19 protein-coding genes and 5 tRNA genes are annotated in these 21308 nt (G+C 36.6%); 11 read left to right on the top strand and 13 right to left on the bottom strand.

Annotated elements, in window-relative coordinates:
• Positions 1–210: 210 nt before the first annotated feature.
• Both PNEUHYL_RS10260 and PNEUHYL_RS10255 read left to right on the top strand, forming a co-directional pair.
• Positions 211–588 carry an integrase arm-type DNA-binding domain-containing protein gene (locus PNEUHYL_RS10260; RefSeq protein ID WP_110890466.1) on the top strand — a complete coding sequence of 126 codons (378 nt, stop codon included), beginning with the start codon at positions 211–213 and terminating at the stop codon, positions 586–588.
• Positions 554–1048: a tyrosine-type recombinase/integrase gene (locus tag PNEUHYL_RS10255; RefSeq protein ID WP_077665787.1), complete on the top strand. Its 495-nt coding sequence runs from the start codon at positions 554–556 to the stop codon at positions 1046–1048. Before PNEUHYL_RS10260 ends, PNEUHYL_RS10255 begins: the two co-directional genes overlap by 35 nt.
• A gap of 576 nt (positions 1049–1624) precedes the next feature.
• On the opposite strand, the gene PNEUHYL_RS10250 is transcribed toward PNEUHYL_RS10255, so the two are convergent.
• From PNEUHYL_RS10250 to gltX, 4 genes are all read right to left on the bottom strand, one after another.
• Entirely contained in the window at positions 1625–3115 is a 1491-nt protein-coding gene (locus PNEUHYL_RS10250; RefSeq protein ID WP_059367925.1) for a surface lipoprotein assembly modifier, read from the bottom strand.
• A gap of 121 nt (positions 3116–3236) precedes the next feature.
• The gene (locus tag PNEUHYL_RS10245; protein ID WP_059367923.1) at positions 3237–4814 is read right to left on the bottom strand and encodes a transferrin-binding protein-like solute binding protein; all 1578 of its coding nucleotides are present in this window, start codon (positions 4812–4814) and stop codon (positions 3237–3239) included.
• Positions 4815–5721: 907 nt separating this feature from the next.
• Positions 5722–5797 (bottom strand) — tRNA-Ala (locus tag PNEUHYL_RS10240).
• Positions 5798–5875: 78 nt separating this feature from the next.
• Positions 5876–7318: a glutamate--tRNA ligase gene (gene gltX / locus PNEUHYL_RS10235; protein ID WP_059367919.1), complete on the bottom strand. Its 1443-nt coding sequence runs from the start codon at positions 7316–7318 to the stop codon at positions 5876–5878.
• 169 nt (positions 7319–7487) lie between these two features.
• On the opposite strand from gltX, the gene PNEUHYL_RS10230 reads away from it, so the two are divergent.
• The 4 genes from PNEUHYL_RS10230 (at position 7488) to PNEUHYL_RS10215 (ending at position 7948) form a co-directional block, all read left to right on the top strand.
• Positions 7488–7563: transfer RNA gene (locus PNEUHYL_RS10230), tRNA-Val, on the top strand.
• Between the two features lie 39 nt (positions 7564–7602).
• Positions 7603–7678: transfer RNA gene (locus tag PNEUHYL_RS10225), tRNA-Val, on the top strand.
• Between the two features lie 64 nt (positions 7679–7742).
• Positions 7743–7818: transfer RNA gene (locus PNEUHYL_RS10220), tRNA-Val, on the top strand.
• Positions 7819–7872: 54 nt separating this feature from the next.
• Positions 7873–7948: transfer RNA gene (locus tag PNEUHYL_RS10215), tRNA-Val, on the top strand.
• A 101-nt stretch (positions 7949–8049) separates the two neighbouring features.
• Here PNEUHYL_RS10215 and PNEUHYL_RS10210 read toward each other — a convergent pair.
• The 3 genes from PNEUHYL_RS10210 to PNEUHYL_RS10200 all read right to left on the bottom strand — a co-directional run bounded on the left by PNEUHYL_RS10210 (position 8050) and on the right by PNEUHYL_RS10200 (position 11230).
• Entirely contained in the window at positions 8050–9042 is a 993-nt protein-coding gene (locus PNEUHYL_RS10210) for an amidohydrolase family protein (RefSeq protein WP_059367915.1), read from the bottom strand.
• Positions 9043–9261: 219 nt separating this feature from the next.
• Positions 9262–11010, bottom strand: a complete 1749-nt coding sequence (locus PNEUHYL_RS10205; RefSeq protein ID WP_059367914.1) for a DUF3413 domain-containing protein — start codon at positions 11008–11010, stop codon at positions 9262–9264.
• Between the two features lies 1 nt (position 11011).
• A complete protein-coding gene (locus PNEUHYL_RS10200) occupies positions 11012–11230 on the bottom strand; it encodes a YejL family protein (protein ID WP_059367908.1) in 219 nt (72 codons plus the stop codon).
• Positions 11231–11366: 136 nt separating this feature from the next.
• On the opposite strand from PNEUHYL_RS10200, the gene yejK reads away from it, so the two are divergent.
• The 4 genes from yejK to cpxA all read left to right on the top strand — a co-directional run bounded on the left by yejK (position 11367) and on the right by cpxA (position 15011).
• Positions 11367–12383, top strand: coding sequence for a nucleoid-associated protein YejK (yejK, locus tag PNEUHYL_RS10195; protein WP_059367904.1), 1017 nt, complete (start codon positions 11367–11369; stop codon positions 12381–12383).
• Between the two features lie 62 nt (positions 12384–12445).
• Positions 12446–12859 (top strand): outer membrane protein assembly factor BamE, encoded by a 414-nt coding sequence (gene bamE, locus PNEUHYL_RS10190; protein WP_059367903.1) that lies wholly within the window; start codon positions 12446–12448, stop codon positions 12857–12859.
• 47 nt (positions 12860–12906) lie between these two features.
• A complete protein-coding gene (locus tag PNEUHYL_RS10185; RefSeq protein WP_059367901.1) occupies positions 12907–13611 on the top strand; it encodes a response regulator in 705 nt (234 codons plus the stop codon).
• Between the two features lie 5 nt (positions 13612–13616).
• A complete protein-coding gene (cpxA, locus tag PNEUHYL_RS10180; RefSeq protein WP_059367898.1) occupies positions 13617–15011 on the top strand; it encodes an envelope stress sensor histidine kinase CpxA in 1395 nt (464 codons plus the stop codon).
• A gap of 34 nt (positions 15012–15045) precedes the next feature.
• Here the strand turns inward: cpxA and PNEUHYL_RS10175 are convergent, their stop codons facing one another.
• Complete coding sequence (locus tag PNEUHYL_RS10175; RefSeq protein ID WP_255204594.1) at positions 15046–17220, bottom strand: heavy metal translocating P-type ATPase; 2175 nt, start codon at positions 17218–17220, stop codon at positions 15046–15048.
• Positions 17204–17410 carry a heavy-metal-associated domain-containing protein gene (locus PNEUHYL_RS10170; protein ID WP_059367895.1) on the bottom strand — a complete coding sequence of 69 codons (207 nt, stop codon included), beginning with the start codon at positions 17408–17410 and terminating at the stop codon, positions 17204–17206. Before PNEUHYL_RS10170 ends, PNEUHYL_RS10175 begins: the two co-directional genes overlap by 17 nt.
• 83 nt (positions 17411–17493) lie before the next feature.
• Between PNEUHYL_RS10170 and PNEUHYL_RS10165 the strand changes: the two genes are divergently transcribed.
• The gene (locus tag PNEUHYL_RS10165; protein ID WP_059367893.1) at positions 17494–17886 is read left to right on the top strand and encodes a Cu(I)-responsive transcriptional regulator; all 393 of its coding nucleotides are present in this window, start codon (positions 17494–17496) and stop codon (positions 17884–17886) included.
• Here the strand turns inward: PNEUHYL_RS10165 and metJ are convergent.
• From metJ to PNEUHYL_RS10145, 4 genes are all read right to left on the bottom strand, one after another.
• Positions 17883–18200 (bottom strand): met regulon transcriptional regulator MetJ, encoded by a 318-nt coding sequence (gene metJ, locus PNEUHYL_RS10160; RefSeq protein ID WP_059367892.1) that lies wholly within the window; start codon positions 18198–18200, stop codon positions 17883–17885. The two genes, PNEUHYL_RS10165 and metJ, sit on opposite strands and share 4 nt — an antisense overlap.
• 199 nt (positions 18201–18399) lie before the next feature.
• A complete protein-coding gene (locus tag PNEUHYL_RS10155) occupies positions 18400–19158 on the bottom strand; it encodes a glycosyltransferase family 25 protein (RefSeq protein WP_059367887.1) in 759 nt (252 codons plus the stop codon).
• 16 nt (positions 19159–19174) lie between these two features.
• Positions 19175–20326 (bottom strand): glycosyltransferase, encoded by a 1152-nt coding sequence (locus tag PNEUHYL_RS13790; protein WP_059367883.1) that lies wholly within the window; start codon positions 20324–20326, stop codon positions 19175–19177.
• Between the two features lie 12 nt (positions 20327–20338).
• Positions 20339–21223: a hypothetical protein gene (locus tag PNEUHYL_RS10145; RefSeq protein ID WP_059367881.1), complete on the bottom strand. Its 885-nt coding sequence runs from the start codon at positions 21221–21223 to the stop codon at positions 20339–20341.
• Positions 21224–21308: the final 85 nt, after the last annotated feature.

Here is a 21308-nt window from a genome sequence, read left to right as displayed (position 1 = left end):
GAAAACGCAGATAGAAAAAGGCTTGAATGAAAAATATTGAAGACGGTAGGGACCAAACGGACTTTTCTCTTCTTATTTCTTCTTACGTTTTCATAAACTAAATCCTTATAAATACTGACCTCAACGCCATTTTATTTTCTCATACGTTTTCTTACGGGTTTATACGTTTACAGCCACAGATTTTAGTTATATGCTTAGTTATACGCAACAATGCGAAACAAATTGCGTATAACTAAACCGCTCACAAATACAGAGATAGATAAAGCCAAGCCTAAAGACAAAGACTACACGCTATCAGACGGTCAAGGGCTTTATTTATTGATTAAATCAACTGGTGCGAAACTATGGCGATTTAATTACTATCAGCCTTTTAGCAATCCTAGAAAGCGGGTTTTATTAGGCGTAGGGAAATATCCCGAAGTTTCTTTATCGCAAGCACGCAAGGTTAGAGACGGATTTTTGTCATTGCTTGCACCAAAATATCGATCCGCAACAATACCGGCAACAGCAAAGCGCAGAGGAGCAGGAACGCTTAATAAATACCTTACTTGCCGTGGCGGAAAAGTGGAAAGAAAAGAAAGCAGATGAAGTTCAAGCTAAAACACTTGAGAAGAATTGGGGACGGCTTGAAAAGTACTTATTCCCAAAGCTGGGCGCAATGCCCATATCCGCTATCACGCCCAAATTAGTGATTGAGACATTAACCCCACTCAAGGAACGTGGCATAAACGATACTCTTCAAAGGGTGGTTCGGTTATTGAATGAGATATTAAATTTTGCCGTAAATGGTGGCTTGATTGAGTTTAACCAGTGCGTAAATGTTGCCTCAAGTTTTAGTGCGCCCACCACCGAAAACAATCCTACTATCCGCCCTGAATTATTACCGGAGTTTCTTTCCGATTTAAGGGATAGCAATAGCTCAATGCAAGTAAAGTTATTAATCAAATGGCAATTATTAACGATGGTACGTCCAAAGAATCGCTTAGCGCAGAATGGGCGGAAATTGATTTTAATCAAAAACTATGGGCTATTCCTGCTGAAAAGATGAAAGGGGGCAAGCGTGGGCATATTGTCCTATTATCCACTCAATAAAATGGAAAAGATAACCGCTTTATTGAATAGTGCAATCAATACTACCGACATCTACGAATAACGGTTTCTTTATTCTATAGTGCTTACGCAATAAAGTGCATGGTATGTGCGAATTAAGAGCTGAAGGGATTTATTACCTGAAGGAGATAAGAGGACAAGGCTCTTTGATTGATACGAGAGTAGGAATTAACCTCATAGTGATAGTTGGGGCGAAAGAAGGAAGCCTTAGAGCCCCAGCTTTACACCTTAAAACGATAGTTTAAACGAAAGGCTATTTACCTTTTTAGTTAAAAAAGGGGCTTAGGTGTTTCATCATTGTCATATATTAGAAACAGGTAAAGAATTTTATCATTTTAAACAACACAATTAATATTGAATGATAAATGGAGCACTTTTGGATAGTCTTTATGGTTCAATTTTTGAAGCTCATTGACAGTATATTTAACTCAATCGCTATTTATTTTTGTATAAGCAAATAATATAGGGTTAATTATACCCCTATATTATTGTAAATAATCTTAAAAAACGGTTTTTAGAAACTTTTACTAACATCAAATAGAAGTTGGTTTTTATAGTAACTATAAATAGGAATATTACTATCTGTTTTGGTATAAGTATAGGTTAATCGAGGTGTAAAACCGGCAAAATGTACGGCTTTATGCCATAACGTAACGGATGCAGAATATTCTTTATCTTTCTGTTTACTACCAAAGAAGCTTATTTCTTTATAATTACGTTTTCCTAAACCTAAAGTTGCAGAAGTAGCGATGCCTAAAGGCCATTCTTTTCCCCAAGTTAAACGAGTTCCTATACGTTTATAGGCATTTGTACGATCTTTCGCCTCTTTATCCGATAAATCTATCGCTAAAGACCAAAATTGTGTCGTGCTGGGAAGATACATAATAGAATTTGTTAAAAAATGAGAACTGCCTCTATACTGGTTATCGTAAACATCTCGATCATATGTATCATAACCATAATTATAGCTAAATGAATATTTTAGCTTTTGCGTCAACCAATAACTCGTTGACAGATTTGCTCCATAGGTGCTTGAATAGCGTTTTAATGAACCACCATAATTAAGTCCTCCAGCATACCAACGTTTACTGGTATATGGTGTTAATTGAATATTAAATCTTGCGTCAGAATAACCAATGCCTAAACCAACATAAGCATTTAAGTCGTTATAAGATTTATTATCCCAGTAATATTTATTAGAAAAACTGGATTCAAAGGCGATATATTTTCCGCTATTGATATTCCATTGCTTATTGGCGGAGAACCAAGACATTATCCCTTGTCCGCTCTGTCTTTTCGTATTGTAAACAACGGTCGCACCATTTGGTAAAATGACTTCCGTTCCTTCTTTGGCTGAATTAGCTAAATTTTTATCGTTTAAGAAAGTTGCGCCAAAAGAGAAATTCCATTCTTCTTTATTATTTATCGCATTAATAAATCTATCAAAAACTTCAATATCCTTTGGACTAATCGTTTTGATTACTCTTAATTTTTCAAATTGAGATTTAGCGGCTTCAAATTCTTGATTATAAAATAATGTTTCTGCTAATTGATAACGAATAAAATGATTATCAGGAAAGTGAGAAATTAATTTTCTATAAACATCTATTGATTTATTTAAGTCGGAGTCTCTCAATAAAATAGCATTAGCCCAATCAATTAAAGACTGATCCGCATTTGGTACATTTCTGTATAACTTAATATATCCGGGCAATATAGATTTATTGGGTGTTACTAATGCATCTACAATAAGCTTTTCTAAGATTTCAGGATTTTCAACAAGTTGTCTTCCCGTATAACGTAGATATTCTTGTTTATTTGTATTTTTCTCTACTTCAGTTGATAATTTTTCCTGTCTTAATAAATCTGTTTGGAGAGTATTAATATCTAAATCACTTGTTGTCTTAATTTTTGTTTGTTCAGGATCTCTTTCATGAAAATTATTTGCGTAGGTAATAGAAGATACACTACAAAGGGTTAAAATAAATAAGGTTGATTTTTTCATATAAAATATCCTATAGTATTCTTTCAAAAAATTATTTAATTTAGGGTAAAACATTAAATATAAAACAAAAGCAGCCCATATTAAGAGCTGCTTTTACATAAGAACTATCAATTAACCTAAATTAGTTATTACCGTCAGTTTTAACACCCCATACAGAGGTTTTACCTTGTTCAGGTGCTTGATATGGAGTTTCTTGAACTTTAGCACCGAATACCGCACCCCAGCTGTTTTCTGAGTCAGTTGCTTTACTTGCTAACGCACCACCTAACTCTTCAGCTTGTTTGCCGAATAAGTTACCGTTAAATGTACCGGCAGCGTTATCTAAAGTACGGGTAGAAGAACCAGTGATAGAACCGTTATTTACTAAAGTACCGGTAAAGTTTGCGATTTGTTGGTTAGATTTAACATTGTCAACAGACCACACGTCATATAATTGACCAGTTACACCTTTAGTTGCTAAATCAATTTTAGCTGAAACGTGAGTACCACTCACTAATTGAGGTAAATCAAATTCTGGATTTGCACCGATAGCATTAGGTACTTTGCTTACATCAGGTTTGTTTGCATTTGGTGCTACGTGTGTAAAGCCGTAAGTTACAGCATGACCTTGGTAGTTCAACTCACCTGATGCTTTATCCGCACCATGATAAACTTTAGCTAGATCACTAGTTAAGTTAGCGTTGTAAACTACGCCGTTTCTTTCATCTGTACCGCGATAGAAGTAGCTGTTCTCAGTACCTTTTTCATTGTACTCACCATAGCTAACTACTTTAGTACCGTTTTCGCCCGCATTCACACCTGTTTTAACTTGTGCTAACTCAACATCATCTAATCTTGATGTTACGCGACCGTATTGAACATGGTTAAGTTTACCATCTTTATACGCATAAGCATTATTTTTATCTTTAGCTAAGAATGGAGCGTTTGCTAATGTAGTTTCACCAGCTTCTGTACCTGTTAATGAATCTCCATCAACAAAAGTTCTGTGACCATAAACTTCAGCCACTGTATCTGTGCGATCACGGAAATCATTTCTAGCTACAACTTCAGAGTTAGAACCTTTTACCGCATCATCAGTTGGGATGTAGTTTGTACGACCATCTTGGTAAACTAAAGCTGAACCAGTATCAGTTCCTGCGGTTGCTGTTTTAGTATCTGTTTCAACACCACGAACTTGACCACTTGTTGTTGCACCGTTAGCAGTTTTATAGATGTGACCTAAAGTAAATTCACCAGTAGTGTTGTTTGTGTTACCACGGAAATCAAAATCTTCTACATAACCGATTGGTGCACCTTTGACTGGGTTACCGTTTTCATCTAAAGGAATAGATACAACAACTGTATCTAGGCTTGGGTGTAATTTAACATCCATAGTATCTGAACGACCAGTAGATTCAGAAGATTTTGCAGCTCTATTTTCGCCTTCAATGTTAAGAATGAAATTAGAATCTGTTTTCTTAACTAATTTGTGACCAAAGACAGCTGAGTTTTTAACTTTATTCTCAGCTTCTTCAGCAGCTTTTTTTGCAGCCTCTTCAGCAGCTTTTTTTGCAGCTTCTGCTTGTTGGGCTTGTTCAGCTTTAGCTTTAGCTTCTGCTTCAGCGGCTGAATTATCTGAGCCACCACTTGACCCACAGGCAGATAAGATAGCAGCACACACAAGCGTTAAGCTAAATTTAACTAGTTTAGAATTTTTCATTTCGAAATACCTTTTAATATTTAAAATTTTGAACATCCAGTCTTGGATCTTTTTCGCAAGAAAAAGATCCGCCCTTTTGTATACAAAAGGGCGGATCTTTTTCTTGCGAAAAAGATCCGCCCTTTTGTATACAAAAGGCTGGCTGGCAGCCTTTCGGGCAAATTTATATCAAATATAAGTATAGAAATCAAACATTTTGTGAGGAAAAAAAATAAACAGGCGAAAGAGATTAAAAAAACACCTTGTGATGAGTAAAAAATAAACAGATTAATGTTTTACTATTGTTTTAAGTTAAGTACAATCTAACAAAAAATTTATCATCATAAGCTGGCGGGCGAATGTAAACGATGGAAATAAAATGTGGAGGTATTTTTTTACATTCACGAGTTCACAATAGCTTGATGAGTTTACGTTGTTTATGCTGATTTAGGCGATTTTTCTCATTAGAATATTTTATCTTAAATGAGAAATTTGTCGGTTATCGGGATAGTCCCTTTTTTTTTTAATGTTTTTTCCTCAATTTCTCCGGGCTTTCTCTATCTGATTTATTGCTGATGGTTTGTGTTAGTATGTCCTGAATTCTTCTCGTTTTGGCATGCTTGGGATAAAGAAATGCTAGGAAAATTTCCTATTGTGAGTTGTGTTCTCTCAGTTGTGAAAGGGGGTTTATAGAGAGACTACCAAGTCTTATAGGCAGAATTATAAGAATCTAAAAATAGCCCAAGCCGTCATTGAACTCTTTTCTTCATCTTTGGCTATACTTTTGTCTTATCTACTATAGGAATTATTATTTGCGGTTATATGATTTATCTTGAATCACTATCCACTACTTAGAAACCAAAATGCCTTGCTAGGCAAGGCATTTTAAATCGTTTGTATTACTATGATTTACGCTGATTAATTAACTTGGTGGAGATAATCGGGATCGAACCGACGACCTCTTGAATGCCATTCAAGCGCTCTCCCAACTGAGCTATATCCCCAAAAGATGGCGGTATCTTAAATTTTACCGCCACCGCTGTCAATATGAAATTGTCTCGAAAAAATCAGACGATTAAATATTAAGCATTTTGAGATTTAATAAAATCAATCGCACGTTGAATACGCGCAATCACACGTTCACGACCTATTCCTACTAAAGTCACATCCATTGATGGCGATTGTCCTGAACCTGTCACTGCAACACGTAACGGCATACCGACTTTCCCCATTCCGACTTCAAGCTCTGTCGCTGTTTGTTCAATCGCTTCATGAGTCGAATGTAGATCCCAAGCAGAAAGTGCGGTCAATTTTTCTTTTACTTTTTCAAGTGCTTCGACGGCCCCCGCTTTGAAATGTTTTTTCACTGCTGCTTCATCAAAAATCTCAAATTCTTCAAAGAAATAACGGCTGGCCAGCGCCATTTCCCGTAATGTTTTACAACGATCCGCCAACATCGTAACAATATCCGCCAAAGCAGGTCCATTGGTAGTATCAATGCCAAGATCTTGATATTGCCATTCGAGATGTTTTGCTACATATTCCGGTGGTAACTCACGAATATAATGATGGTTTAACCATAAAAGTTTATCGGTATTAAATGCGCTGGCAGATTTACTCACATGATCCAATTCAAAATATTTAGTCATCTCTTCGCGACTAAAAATCTCTTGATCACCATGTCCCCAACCTAAACGCACAAGATAATTGACTAACGCTTCCGGTAGATAACCTTCATCCCGATATTGCATCACACTTACTGCGCCATGCCGTTTAGAAAGTTTTTGTCCGTCATCACCATTAATCATAGAAACGTGGGCATACACTGGAATCGGTGCACCAAGGGCTTTTAAGATGTTAATTTGACGTGGAGTATTATTAATATGATCCTCACCACGTATCACATGAGTGATTCCCATATCCCAATCATCCACCACTACACAGAAATTATAGGTCGGTGAACCATCGGTGCGGCGAATAATTAAATCATCTAATTCACTGTTGCTGATTTCAATACGACCACGTACCGCATCATCAAATACGACCGAACCTTCTGTTGGATTTTTAAAACGCACAACATGAGGCGCCTCTGGTGAATGACTGTGATCATGCAAACAATGACGATCATAACGCGGCTTTTCTTTATTTTGTTCTTGCGTATGGCGCAACTCTTCCAGACGTTCTTTAGAACAATAACAACGATAAGCCAAGCCCTGCTCAAGCATTTCATCAATCACTTGGTTATAACGATCAAAACGTTTGGTTTGATAATAAGGGCCGTGTTCCCATGCAAGATTAAGCCATTCCATTCCTTCTAAAATCGCCGCGGTTGCTTCCGGTGTTGAGCGTTCTAAATCCGTATCTTCAATACGCAATACAAACTCACCTTGATTATGTTTTGCAAATAACCAAGAATAGAGCGCTGTACGTGCACCGCCTACGTGTAAATAGCCTGTTGGGCTTGGGGCAAAACGTGTGCGTACTTTTACATTTGGATCTAAATCAAAAGGGGCATCTAATTTCATTTTATAACCTATATTCAATAAAAAATTACTCGCTATTCTACTACGACTAGACACAGTTCTAAATAAAAAAGCCATTTTTATGTTTATTTTTACAACAATTAAGTTAAATTTTATAAAAAATGATTGACTGAAAATGCATTATCCCTATAATGCCAATCCACAACATTAAGGGCGATTAGCTCAGTTGGGAGAGCACCTCCCTTACAAGGAGGGGGTCACTGGTTCGAGACCGGTATCGCCCACCACTTTTAAAAGTATCTTAGTGTTGTAGAGTTTGACCAAGCGGGCGATTAGCTCAGTTGGGAGAGCACCTCCCTTACAAGGAGGGGGTCACTGGTTCGAGACCGGTATCGCCCACCACTTAATTTAGATTAAGTATTCTTTCCGCTCAAACTTTCCCTGTTATTTAAACGCTGTCTTATGTGGGCGATTAGCTCAGTTGGGAGAGCACCTCCCTTACAAGGAGGGGGTCACTGGTTCGAGACCGGTATCGCCCACCACTTAATCAAGTGTTTAAATAAACCGAAATATAAGACTTAAGTCTTAATATTATCGGGCGATTAGCTCAGTTGGGAGAGCACCTCCCTTACAAGGAGGGGGTCACTGGTTCGAGACCGGTATCGCCCACCAATTTACTTATCTAAATACTTTTTTCTTATTTTTACATTATCTAACAAGATGAAGAACGATCATAAACTTTTTATTTATGACCGTCCGGTTAAAAAAGTCAATCAAATAGGCTCTAATCCCAATACTTTACGTCCATTCATACTTGCAATATCAACCATCGCATCTAGATGTGGAAAGCGGCAGCCTGCCGCAAGCAGACTTAATTCTTGCCATAGATCACCTTCACAAAGTGGCACCATATAATCACAAATATTATCCGTTCCCAGTGCAACGGTAATACCTTCCGGGATCATTTCATCTGCGGGGGTTAAGGCATTATGAAACGGCATAAGATCTTCTTTACGGTTACTATCAATCCATGCCATTGGGCAGGCAATCATCATCATTTTTGCCTTACGCATTTTTTCGTAAAGTTTATAACGATATTCTTTTGAATGAGAGCCAATTGAAATGCCATGAATCCCCACAACTCGCCCTTCCATTCCATGTTCGATAGTTTTATCACAAAGTTGTTCGGTTTCTTTTTCACTTGGATTATTAAACTGATCTACGTGAACATGGCACATAATACCGAGCGATTTGGCTTTATCGAGTAAAATATCCATCGCTTCAAGTCCACGCCCATAATCCAATTCATCACGATAAGGCAAGCCGCCAATCATATCGACCATTTCCGAACCAATGTCAAACCATTTCCGTGCCGTCGGTTCAATAACGCCTTTTAAGGTTTGATTCGCAAATTTAAGAATAATATCGTGTTTATAAACTTCACGGGCTTTATGCGCAGCGATAATTGCGCGATCCTCACAAATCGGATCAATATCAACAAATGTACCGAACGCCGTTACCCCCTGAGAAATCATTAATTCAATAGATTGACAAAAGCGTGCGTAATAATCATCAACACTGGAAGTCCGTTTTACCTCATCTACCAAATCCCATTTTTGTTGCAAATTACTACTATGATAAATCCCGATTTTTTCCGGTGTCATCGTAAAGGCACGATCGGCGTGAGCGTGCGCATTGACCCAACCGCCTTTTTTAATGATTTCATCACGAATAAAAGTTTTAAAACTACGAACATGGCTTTTCATACAAACTCCATAAAAAGGATGAGGACAAAAAGACGAGAAGCGTATTAATTGAAAGGCACGACAAACGTGGCGAGAAGCATTGTAATAATGTTATGAAAAACTCACGGATTTTCATTAATAACATCTTTTCAGTCTTAAACTGAGGCGAGAGTATAAAGGGTTAAACCCCAAAAAGCTATTCATTTTTATCAGAAAACAGAATGAAAATGCTGTTATCATTTATTTATCAAAAAATGAATTTTCCCGCTTAAACATTTCCAAGAACAAACCTAAAGGCGGACGTTCGGAAGACTGCTCTTGATAAGTGCGGTCAAATTTTTTGTAGTTTCCTTTGCGATCGATATGATATTGCGTGCCATCGGGCTGAACCAACACATTCCAACGATAATTAGAAACAAGCACCCAGTCGTCACCGTTTCGCTCAAACAAATTATGCCCTTGCGAATAATCCTTGGAAGGATTCTGAACATTAAACACATTTCTCATCAACGCAGGCAGTAAATCCGTATGGCTTGTCAAGCCTTTTTCGATCCCCACTGGTAAATCTTTCCAATAGACCAATAACGGAACCTGAATTTGATCACGCCCAAAATAATTCTCCCGTTCTTTTTCATTTAACGCATTGAAAGCTAAACCATGTTCTGTGGTTAGAATAACCATTGTATTTTCCAATGGAACATTCATTAATGCTTGCTCAATCAATTTATCCATACGCATTAAATGCTGCGCGTATTCCGAGATATTGCTAATGTTTAAATCAAGATCGAGATAAGCAAACCAAGGGTTATTCGCTTTTCTTGTTGTGATAAATTCATTGAAATTTTTGACCGCACTTTCGTTTCCGAATTTGCCTTTTGACAGTTTCATACCGCGGAATAGCGCTTGGCGGAATAAACTCTCTTTAAAATTCGTTGCTGAAAATAAACCGAATTGATATTTTTCCGCTTGTAATTTTTCAACCAATACCGATGGGGTGTGATTACTTAAAATGCTATCCGTATAGTTCGCGTTCAAACCGTAAAATATCCCCACCAAACCGGCACTTTTCGTATTACCGCTACTGTAATGATTGGTGAATTGTGTCGAATGAGCGGCAAACTCCGCTAATTTTGGCATTGTTTCAATGGAAACAGAATCATAACGTAATCCCGAAACCGTAATGAGCAAAATATTCGGTTTTTGTTCCATTGGTGTGAAAACCAAAGAATGTTTTGGATAAGCAATTTTTAGCGCATCTAGCCGCCCTTCCTTCGCTAATGTTTGTGTATATTGCTCACCATCCAATAACCCGTGTTTTTCTAAAAACGAGCGAGCCGTCATTGGGTAAGAAAGTGGGAAATTAGCGCGTTGCATTGTGATTGGGCGATATAAATAAGCATCCGCCCAAGCATAAATAAGATGAGTCGCGATAAAGGCCGAAGTGAAGAAAATTCCCACCGATTTCAGCCATTTTTGGCGTTCCAAACTGCGAAGTTTTTCCCAACTCCAACGGGAAAACAGCATTTGCACCAAGAGAATAACCGGCATAGGTGCAAAAAATATTTGCCAATCCCGTGATATTTCCCCATTTTCCGGATTCACCAATAAGTTCCACACAACGGAAGATAAGTGTAAATTGAAACGATGGAATACTTCCGTATCAAATAACAACAGCGTTGTACCAATAGTGGACAGAATTACCGTTAACCCACGAAAAGTGCGGTGATTTTTAACCATAAAACTTAACGGGAATATCACCAATAAATAAATAGCAAAAACACTAAAACTAAAATGCCCGAGCAAACTAACGAAAAAGTAAAGTTTTCCGCCAAGAGTGTCCGGCCAATCAATTAGAAAAGCGTAACGCGCACCAATTAATATAGCGATAATGATATTAAAAAAGGCAAACCAATGCCCCCACGATATTTTTCGTGAGGTTTCATCACGGTACTGTTTCCCGCTAAACATGCCTTTTTTGAATCGAATCATACTAAGGGTTTTTTACTGCGTTAATTAAAGAATTGGAAAAGACTTGTGCTAAGGCTTCCCGCTGCGTTTGAGGCACACTGGTTATGAGTAAATTACTTGTCATATTACCAAGTGCAATCAGGGATAAATCCACCGGAGCCTTATGTTTTTCTAGTACGGCAATCATATCATTTACAATTGCGCTCAGCTGTGCATCAGAATATTTAGAATGTTGCGCCATTTTATTAAAAATAAAAGAAAGAGTTCGCTCTATGATACCCGATTATTTTACAGATCATAAATAATTTCTTTTTTCTTGCAGAAATACAGAGAAAGTGCGGTTATAATTTGCCACGTTTTTGAAAGAGGGACATAAAATGAGCATTACTGTGAATCAAATCGTGCTACATCAACTTATCAAACAAATTGACGGTGAGAATACTAAAATGGAAAGTATTCTTCGTGAGAAACTCCTACCAATTACGCCGGAAGTAGAGCAAATGATGTTGCAACTACACCAAGCTTATCAAAATAAAGCCAAAGCCTTCGGTATCTTCCAAGAAAATTCGGTATTTGCACAGAATTTGAATCGTTTGTTGGAACAAGAAATCGAATTTTTGGGCTTTAGTCAATATGCAACTAAACTTCTCGCTAACGAATTAAACAAATACAGTTTTGCCGACAGCGGCACACTCATTCTATGCCACTATAATTTTTTAGCGACAGACTATCTATTTATCGCCTTGCTCGACAGCCGACACAGTATGCTGGTGGACGAACATTTAGATATTCAACGCACAGAATATCTTGATATTACACAATTTGATATTGCCGCTAGGGTGAACCTAACCGATTTACAAATTAACGCTAATTCCAATCGTTATTTAACTTTTATTAAAGGACGGGTTGGGAGAAAAATCAGTGACTTTTTTATGGATTTCTTAGGCGCAGAAGAAGGATTGAACCCACAGCTGCAAAATCAATGCTTATTGCAGGCTGTCAGTGATTATTGTGAACAGGGTGAGCTCAATAAAGAACAAACCCAAGCGGTAAAAAAACAAGTTTTTGACTATTGTAAAGGGCAACTTGCCACCGGCGAAGAAATTGAATTAGCGGAACTTTCCGCCACCCTGCCGACTCTAAGCGAGCACCCTTTTGTTTCCTTTGTAGAAAATCAGGATTATGGTTTAGAGGAAAGTATTCCGCCGGTGCGTTCCACATTAAAATCCCTGACAAAATTCTCCGGTTCGGGTAAGGGAATTACATTAAGTTTTGATGCGGATTTGCTCAATACGCGAATTCATTGGGATTCAATGAACGATGAACTTGTTATTAAAGGGTTGCCGCCAAACTTGAGAGATCAGTTACAAAAAGCCCTAAAATCAAAGAATTAGTTTGGCAAGAGAATTAACTTTGGGTATTATTTGAAAAAAATTGTGAATAATAGGTAAAGAAAATGCAATTCAAAACTCTTTTTGGTGCAACAGTATTGGCTCTTAGCCTTTCTGCTTGTTCGACAGTTGAAAAAGTCGTTTATCGTATTGATGTGCCACAAGGCAACTATTTAGAAGCAGCAAGCGTAGCACAAGTTAAACAGGGTATGACAGTTCAACAAGTACAATATTTACTCGGAACGCCTGTCTTAATTGATCCTTATAGCAACTTAACTTGGTATTATGTGTTTTTACAACAACGCGCCTACCAAGCCCCGGAACAACATACTTTTACCGTAAAATTTGACCAACGTGGTGTTGTGACGGAAACAAATCTGGATAAACCATTACCTGAAGTGACCTCACAAAATGAAAACAACACGATTATTGAGCGTAATGCTGACACCAACAAAAAATCTTGGTGGAGATTCTGGTAATTTCCTTTTGTTTTACTAAACAATAAGTCATACAAAAAGGTTTAATAATGTCAAAGATTTTATTAGTTGATGATGATACCGAATTAACTGACTTGCTTGCGGAAGTTCTCTCTCTATCGGGTTTTGATATTGATGTTGCTAATAACGGGCAAGAGGCATTGGATAAGCTCAACCAGGATTATTCACTGATCTTGTTAGATGTCATGATGCCGGTATTAAACGGTATCGAAACGCTTAAACGTATCCGCCAACAGTCTAATGTTCCCGTGATGATGTTAACCGCCCGAGGCGAAGAAATTGATCGTGTATTAGGATTAGAACTGGGTGCAGACGACTATTTACCAAAACCGTTTAATGATCGTGAACTGATTGCCCGCATTAAAGCAATTTTACGTAGAAGTACAAGATCCGAAGATTTAGAAGATGTAAAAAGCAAACCGGAAGAAAGCGGTTGGACTTATTTCCGCGAGCTAAAACTCCATTCAGGTCATCAACAAGTATTCTATAAAACACAAGATCTTTTCCTTACAGCCTCAGAATTTGCATTACTTGAAGCGCTGATTCGTTCTCAAGGTAAGCCCATCACTCGCGAGGAATTAAGTATGAGTGTATTGGGGAAACCTCTTGCACCGTTTGATCGTTCGATTGATATGCATATGTCAAACCTACGTAAAAAATTGCCCTCTAGAGAAGACGGATTGCCATGGTTCAGAACTTTACGTGGACGTGGTTATCTTTTAATTAGTAAATAGTCTCTATGCCGAATCGAAAAAAAAAGTTTAGTTTAAATTATTTAACTATCCGTACCTTTATAGCTTTTTGGCTCGCATTTTTTGCTATGATGGTATCGTTATTTCTCTTACCCTATTTAGATAATCGCTTTTACTCAACGCTTCAGGAGCCTGAAATTGCCAGTTATCAAAAAAAATTAGTAGAATCTATTCGTAATCACAAAATTAAGTCACTTCTTTCTGAAGTTCCCTTACTTCCTATTGATCGATTCAGTGAAACCCGCCCGGTTATTTACAACCCTCAGCGCAAAGAATTTTTGGGCGCATTTAGTGAAGAAAAAATCTTTATAGAACGCTTTGCCGAAACGGCAAATAATTTCTCTCACCCTATGAGAAAAGCCTTTGTAAATATTCAGATTGCAGGTCCTTTTCAAGTGTATGTAGACAGCTTTGATGAGCCCTTTTCACTTTTCTTTATTTCTCATGCCAGTCCTTCTCAAGAAATACTTCGTTACATGATCGACAACCCATTAGTATTATTAATATTAACTTTATTGACTACCACACCATTACTATGGTGGTTTACCTATACCATTGTAAAACCCATTTATCGCCTACAAAAAGCAGCGAACAATGTAGCATTAGGAAATTTTAAAATTGATCCTCAATTAAGTAAAGACGGACCGTGGGAATTGCGCCAGGTAGGTCAAAGTTTTAACCGAATGGCAACAGCGATTAATAGTTTAGTCTCAAATCAACAAAATTTGTTATCTTCCATTTCTCATGAAATGAAAACGCCATTGACCCGTCTCCAACTTGCTGTAGCACTTGTCCGTCATAAAACAGGTAGTAATAGTGCCGTTCAACGAATTGAGAAAGAAATTACGCGTATGGATAAAATGATTAATGAGCTACTACTTCTCTCTCGGCAACAAATGAATACACAAACAAAAAGCGCTATCTTTCCGGCTGAAAAAATTTGGCGTGATGTCGTACAAGATGCAATGTTTGAAGCCAAACAAGGCCATATTGAATTTGAACAATGCTTTCAATTATCAGATTCCGAACCATTTTTGAACGGAGATCCGGAGTTATTGCAAAGTGCGGTAGAAAATATTGTTAGAAATGCTCTGAAATATACCAAGAGTAAGATCAAACTCAATATTTTTGTTCAAGAAGAAACCCTAAAGATCAGAATTGATGATAATGGCTTTGGGGTATCCCCTGACGAATTTGAAAAAATATTCCAACCATTTTATCGCGTTGATGAAGCTCGTACCCGCTCAACAGGCGGTACAGGATTAGGCTTAACTATTGTTTTAAATATTATTAAAGAACATCAAGGTAAGGTATGGGCTGAAAAAAGTGAGCTTGGGGGACTTGCCGTTACGATTGAGCTACCGCTTTGGTTGAATAAGTAGTAGTAAAAAATAAAGCGGATAATTCCGCTTTATTTTATTGTTCAATTTTCAATCGTTTTAATCTTAATGCATTCATTAACACGGAAACGGAACTTAATGCCATCGCGGCTCCAGCAATGACCGGGTTTAAATAACCCAAGGCGGCAAGAGGAATCCCAAGAACATTATAAACTAACGCAAAAAAGAGATTTTGTTTGATATTTTTTAATGTTGATTGTGCAATAAAAATTCCATCGACAAGCTGGTTTACCGATTGACGTATTAGTGTCACGGAAGCCGCTTGCTCAGCCAAATCAGAACCTGATTTCATCGCAAAACTCACATTTGCCATTACTAATGCCGCAGCATCATTAATACCATCGCCCACCATGGCAACAACATGTCCTTCTTGTTGTAAGGTCTGAATTTTTGCTGCTTTATCACGCGGGCTGAGTTTACCGAATGCGGTCGCAATATTAAGCTGTTGTGCGACATAATCCACAACAGGTTGGCGATCACCGCTCATAATAATCACATCAATATTATTTTTCTGTAATCTTTCAATTGCCTGTTTACTATCCTCGCGTAATGTATCGGTTAAGGCAAACGCACCGGCGATTTCGTCATTAATAGAAACTGCCACAATACTTGCAATATCCCATATACCATCAAGTTGACTCGGTAAATAAAAGCCACAAAACTCCGGTGTACCCACTTTAATAAAACCAATCCCCCCAACCTCCGCTGAAACGCCCTCACCAACTTCCGTTTTTACAGAAAGTGCGGTCGGTATTGTCGATATTTTTTCTAATGCTGAACGCACTATTGCTCTTGATATAGGATGCGTAGCGTGTTGTTCTACCGCAGCAGCTACACGATACAAATCTTTTTCGGAAATAACCGCACTTTCAGGTTGCCACACTGTCGCGACTGTCAGTTTACCAGTCGTTAATGTGCCTGTTTTATCTAACACAACAGTATCTACATAGGCAGTTTCTTCCATGGCTGCAGCGTCTTTAAACCAAACACCGGTATTCACTGCTTTTCCTATTCCCGCCATAATAGCGGCCGGCGTGGCAAGCCCCAAGGCACAAGGACAGGCGATCACTAACACCGCGACCGAATGAATAATTGCCATACCAATATCTGCCGTACTCCACCAAGTTAGACCGAACGTTATCGCCGCAATAATGAGAACTGTAGGGACAAAAACACTAGCAACTTTATCTGCAAAACGGGCGATCGGTGCTTTTGTGCCCTGTGCTTCGGAAAGCGCCTTCATCATATCGCCAAGCAACGTTTGCGAACCAAGTTGATTGGCACGATAAGTTAAACTGCCTTCAGTCACCATTGAGCCGGCCAATACCGTACTTTGAACTTGCTTCATTTCAGACATGGATTCACCGGTTAAATGGCTTTCATCACACCACCCTGAACCGACTTCAACAACGCCATCCGCAGCAATACGCTCCCCATAATTGGCAAGTAATACATCACCTACCTTCACTTGATCAAGCGGAATCGCTTGCCATGTTTCACCATTCCAAACATTCACTTTTTTCGGGGTAAGTTGTAATAATAAATCCAGACTGTTTAAGCTATGTTTTTTGGTTCGATCTTCCAAAAACTTACCAAGAGTAACAAAGCCAATCACCATAACAGCGGCTTCAAAATAGATGTGATGCAATGCATCATGCCCTTGTGCAGTGTGATAAAACAGCATATAAGAGGAATACAAATAAATAGTTAGTGTACCGCTACTAACGAGTACATCCATATTTGCTAACCCACCACGGATACTCCCAATCGCACCTTGATAAAACGGAATAGCGAGACCAAATTGTACAATGGTTGCCAACACAAATTGCCACATAGGGGGTAACATCAAGTGATGATTGCCAATCAACATTCCAATCATCCCAACTAAAAAAGGAATATTAATTAACAATAATAGCCAAAGTCGCCAAGGCGTTTTTTTGTTCTCCCGTAGCAGAGGTTGTCGGTCGTTTTTTAAAATCCCTTTAAACCCCGTTTTATGAAGAATATCAAGAATATCTTCTGTGGTTGCTTGTGTCGAATCAAATACCACTTGCGCCTCTTCTACCGCAAAATTCACATTTGCCTGCTCCACAAAAGTTTTTTTATTGAGAACTTTTTCAATTCTGCTGGCACAAGATTGGCAAGTCATACCTTCAATTTGGAGAGCAATTTTTTTACTCTGTTGCGTCAAACCCTGCCTCCTCTATAGCATCAATTAACCGGGTGACAGAAACTTTACTTTCATCAAATTGAATATCTGCATACCCCTCAAGGGCAACATTCACTTGCGCTACGCCATCTAATTCTTTTAATACGCGCGTTACACTTTTTACACAGCCGCCACAATGCATCCCTGTTACGGTTAAACGAACATTTTTCATCATTTTCTCCTTGTTTTCTATTGAATAAAAATTAATACTGGCTACTATAAACTTTAACTTAAGGTAAAGGTCAAGGTGTTTTTATGAATATCAGTGAAGCTGCAAAATTAAGCGGTCTTACCGCAAAACAAATTCGGGATTACGAGAAATTAGGTTTAATTAAACCTGCACAGAGAAACTTCTCCGGCTATCGTCATTATGAAGAAAAAGATATTGAACGATTACATTTTATTCGTCATTCAAGAGATGTAGGGTTTTCCTTACAGCAAATCGGGCAATTACTCGCCCTTCAAGATAACCCTGCCCGTAGCAGCGGTGAAGTGAAAGCATTAACGGCAAAACATATCACTACATTAAATCAACAAATTAAACAATTAGAAGAAATGGTAGGCAAACTACAACGTTGGTACGACATATGCCAAGGCAATGATTGCCCCGAATGTTCAATTTTGGACGGATTAAAAAAGGAAAATTAATAATCCCAACTCTCCGGATCGATGCCTAATTGACGCATAATTTCTTTTGCTTCTTCCGGAATTTCATCATGACGATCTTTTATCAAATCAGCATCTGTCGGCAACGGTTGACCGGTAAAAGCATGAAGAAAAGCCTCACAAAGCAACTCACTATTGGTGGCGTGGCGTAGGCTTTTTAATTGGCGACGGGTACGTTCATTGGTTAAAATTTCCAATACCTTAATGGGAATTGACACTGTAATTTTTTTAACCTGCTCGCTTTTCTTTCCGTGTTCCGCATAAGGGCTAATATACTTACCATTCCAATCTGCCATAAATACCTTGCAATCAATAAGAAAACTAAATCATATGTGGTTATTCTAATGAAAAAAGAACCAAATAACAATCTAGATGGCTAAATGATAAGTTTTTGGTACTATCATAGCGATACGTTTTGCTATCATTTTCATTTAGTTAATATTATACAGATACAATTTTTCTCTCCTAAAAAGAGAAATTAATTGGGTAGAATTTTTAATTCAATATATTATAAATGAGTCTCTTAATTATTGTTTTTATATTAAATAACTCTCTTGCTATAATTATTTTAAATGATTTTACTTTCTTTTGTTTTTCAAAGATTGTTGATTCAATCTCATAATCGGTCTCTAAACAAAACGGAACAATAGCATAAGGAGGAACTTTATTTTCAAAGAAACGATCCATCGTTACATCTACGGTTAAATACCATTCTTTGCTTTGTACTAAAAATTTTTTTGCTGCTTTTGGAGTTAAGTAATACCCTGTAGTACCAATAAAGCCTTTGCTAAATTGTTGAATTGAGAAATCGCCAAAATCTGCTACTAATTTTCTTTTATTTTTTAATCTATCGGGCTGTAACCAAAAAAATTCAAAAATGTTTTTATCACTATTAATAAAAGCAAGTACATCTAAAAAATTCTCTTTAAATTTGGCATCATCCTCTAAAATAATAATAGGTCGATTAAGCTCTACGCATTTTTCCCACATAGAATAATGGCTTGCATAACAGCCTAGTTGGCTGAAAGTTAGAGAGTAACCTTTTACATTTAACCGTTTTTTATCATTGTAACGTTGAAATAATGGGTGGTTGGGATTTTCTTTTCCGTTAATACCTTTAAAAAAATAGATTTCTTGCTTTGAATTATGCTCAAATAGACTATCAAACTGTGCCTGCATATAGGCTTTTCGATCTTTTGATTTTTCTAGGTTAATAATATATATTGGTACTTTACTATTATTGGAAGCAAACATTCGATGTCTCCATATTTTACCTCTCATAAAACAAATTATCTAAACCTAAAGCGATTTTTTCCATTGAGAACTGCTTAATGCGTTCTAAGGATTTATTACTGTATTTTTTATATATATCATCGTTAGTTAATAACTCTAACGTTTCTGCTATGAATTTAGTTTTATCATACATTGGAATGAGCTTACCAAATTCTCCCTTTTCTCCAAGTATATCTTTTGGTCCAGTATGGCAATCCATCGCGATAACAGGAACGCCAAACACCATGCTTTCAAGTATTACTGTTGGTAATCCTTCTGACTCAGAGCAATGCAAGAATAATTTTGCGTTTTTGAAATAGGGATATGGATTTTCCATTTCTCCTAAGAATAAAATATCATTTTCCAAACTTAGTGATAAAACTTTATTCTCAAGATTTTTTCTATTATTTCCATCCCCAATGAAATACAGTTTATGATTTATGCCTTTTCTCTTTAATTCATAGTAAATATCTATAAGCTGTTCATGTCCTTTTCCATGAGTTAATCTCGATACTTGTAAAAGGTAGGGGGCAGCACTTACAAAATGATTTATTTCGGTATTACTGGTATTAGCTTTTTCCCTAATTCCATGAATGTCAATTGGATTACTTAAAACTAATAATTTATTTTTATCTATGCCAACTTGTTCTAATATTAAGTTTTTCATTTCTTTGCATAAAGCGACAACTTTATGATGATTTCTAAAAATATTGTAATATTTCTTTTTTTCTTTTTTGTTTAAAACTAAATTTGTTGACAGTTGATTATGAACCCATCTAATTGTCTTTATATCACTCTTTCTAAAAAGTGGATTTCTAGTATAGGAGTCTAAACAGTTACTAAAATCAATAATATAATCATACTTATGATATACTGAATTTATCAGATTATAGTAATATAGTTTTTGATAAAGTTTATAAAGCTCTCTTAGTGTTTTTTGATATAAATTGTTTTCTTTACTATAGATTAAATTAAAGTCTTTACTAGTAAAAACAAATCTTATGTTATTACTGTCTATTTTTGAGTTTATATTATAAGTTATTAGTATATCTACATCATAACCTGAGTTTTCTAGAATCTTCCCATAGTTTTTTAGTATAGTTTCAACCCCACCAGTTACTAACCATTTATGTAATATCAAGATCTTCATAATATTATCTCGTCATGGTAATATTTTCTCACCAGAATGATTAAATCTAGAAAATGCTTCTAATATATTGCTTTCATTAATCATATAGTCTTGAATTCTACCTTCTAATTTATGTTCCTTTAAATATTTCCTTACATCAAAATCTTGAAGCAACACCCATTCTTCGCTATTAAAGTTATTTCTATGATTTTTCACTATAGGAAAATGCCAATTAGTGCATATAGTAAAGATTTTCTTTCTCTCTTTCTTAGGTAGATGGAGTACTTCATAAGCTTCAAATTTGTTATCAATCCAACCTCTCCAAAACTCAAAGTTTACATTTCGATTGTATAGAATCCAAGAGTCTCCATTTTCTAAAATCGGGTATTTTTTGTGTATATAACATTTTCCTTCGTGACAATGTAGGTTTAATCTACTTAAAATAATACAATCTCTTTTTCTAAATGGAATCCGACATAAGTCCTCTAAAAATTGGGGTATCCAAATATGATCTCCATCAATCTTTATTATCCATTCATTTTTGGGTAATTTTTCCCATACAAAATTATAGTATGAGTCAAGTCTATTCTTTATATCTATAGAATCTTCCATATAGATCTTATTGCTAGCAGGAATAACATCATAAGGATATTCTACAGGAATGAATTGTGGATATTTTTTACAAAAATGTAAAACATATTCCTTTGTTCCATCAGTACATGAATGAAATCCAATTACACCACCTTTTAAAACAGGCAATACACTTTTTAAAGCAGCATCTATAGTTTTTATTTCATTACAAACACGAATAAATGCATAAGGTTTAATCGGTTTACGCCAAGAATATAGTTTTTGAATTCTTTCATTAATTCTTAAACGTTTTGATAAACCCAAATAAAATAATATTATCTTTAACATGTGTATCCTTGATTTTCTTAATAGAAATATATTTTAAATTTATTTAGAGTGAAATTAGTCATATCCTACACATTTTTTACACAAA

This window comes from Rodentibacter caecimuris (genome assembly GCF_001019715.1).
GTDB classification, from domain to species: Bacteria; Pseudomonadota; Gammaproteobacteria; order Enterobacterales; family Pasteurellaceae; genus Rodentibacter; species Rodentibacter caecimuris.
This window is presented reverse-complemented; position numbering and strand designations above follow the sequence as displayed.

Coding starts and splice junctions, on each gene's coding strand:
- PNEUHYL_RS13790 (WP_059367883.1), bottom strand. CDS start 20,326: ATGAAGATCTTGATATTACATAAATGGTTAGTAACTGGTGGGGTTGAA.
- yejK (WP_059367904.1), top strand. CDS start 11,367: ATGAGCATTACTGTGAATCAAATCGTGCTACATCAACTTATCAAACAA.
- cpxA (WP_059367898.1), top strand. CDS start 13,617: ATGCCGAATCGAAAAAAAAAGTTTAGTTTAAATTATTTAACTATCCGT.
- PNEUHYL_RS10210 (WP_059367915.1), bottom strand. CDS start 9,042: ATGAAAAGCCATGTTCGTAGTTTTAAAACTTTTATTCGTGATGAAATC.
- PNEUHYL_RS10170 (WP_059367895.1), bottom strand. CDS start 17,410: ATGAAAAATGTTCGTTTAACCGTAACAGGGATGCATTGTGGCGGCTGT.
- PNEUHYL_RS10165 (WP_059367893.1), top strand. CDS start 17,494: ATGAATATCAGTGAAGCTGCAAAATTAAGCGGTCTTACCGCAAAACAA.
- PNEUHYL_RS10205 (WP_059367914.1), bottom strand. CDS start 11,010: ATGATTCGATTCAAAAAAGGCATGTTTAGCGGGAAACAGTACCGTGAT.
- PNEUHYL_RS10250 (WP_059367925.1), bottom strand. CDS start 3,115: ATGAAAAAATCAACCTTATTTATTTTAACCCTTTGTAGTGTATCTTCT.
- PNEUHYL_RS10185 (WP_059367901.1), top strand. CDS start 12,907: ATGTCAAAGATTTTATTAGTTGATGATGATACCGAATTAACTGACTTG.
- bamE (WP_059367903.1), top strand. CDS start 12,446: ATGCAATTCAAAACTCTTTTTGGTGCAACAGTATTGGCTCTTAGCCTT.
- PNEUHYL_RS10200 (WP_059367908.1), bottom strand. CDS start 11,230: ATGGCGCAACATTCTAAATATTCTGATGCACAGCTGAGCGCAATTGTA.
- PNEUHYL_RS10155 (WP_059367887.1), bottom strand. CDS start 19,158: ATGTTTGCTTCCAATAATAGTAAAGTACCAATATATATTATTAACCTA.
- PNEUHYL_RS10245 (WP_059367923.1), bottom strand. CDS start 4,814: ATGAAAAATTCTAAACTAGTTAAATTTAGCTTAACGCTTGTGTGTGCT.
- gltX (WP_059367919.1), bottom strand. CDS start 7,318: ATGAAATTAGATGCCCCTTTTGATTTAGATCCAAATGTAAAAGTACGC.
- metJ (WP_059367892.1), bottom strand. CDS start 18,200: ATGGCAGATTGGAATGGTAAGTATATTAGCCCTTATGCGGAACACGGA.
- PNEUHYL_RS10145 (WP_059367881.1), bottom strand. CDS start 21,223: ATGTTAAAGATAATATTATTTTATTTGGGTTTATCAAAACGTTTAAGA.
- PNEUHYL_RS10260 (WP_110890466.1), top strand. CDS start 211: ATGCGAAACAAATTGCGTATAACTAAACCGCTCACAAATACAGAGATA.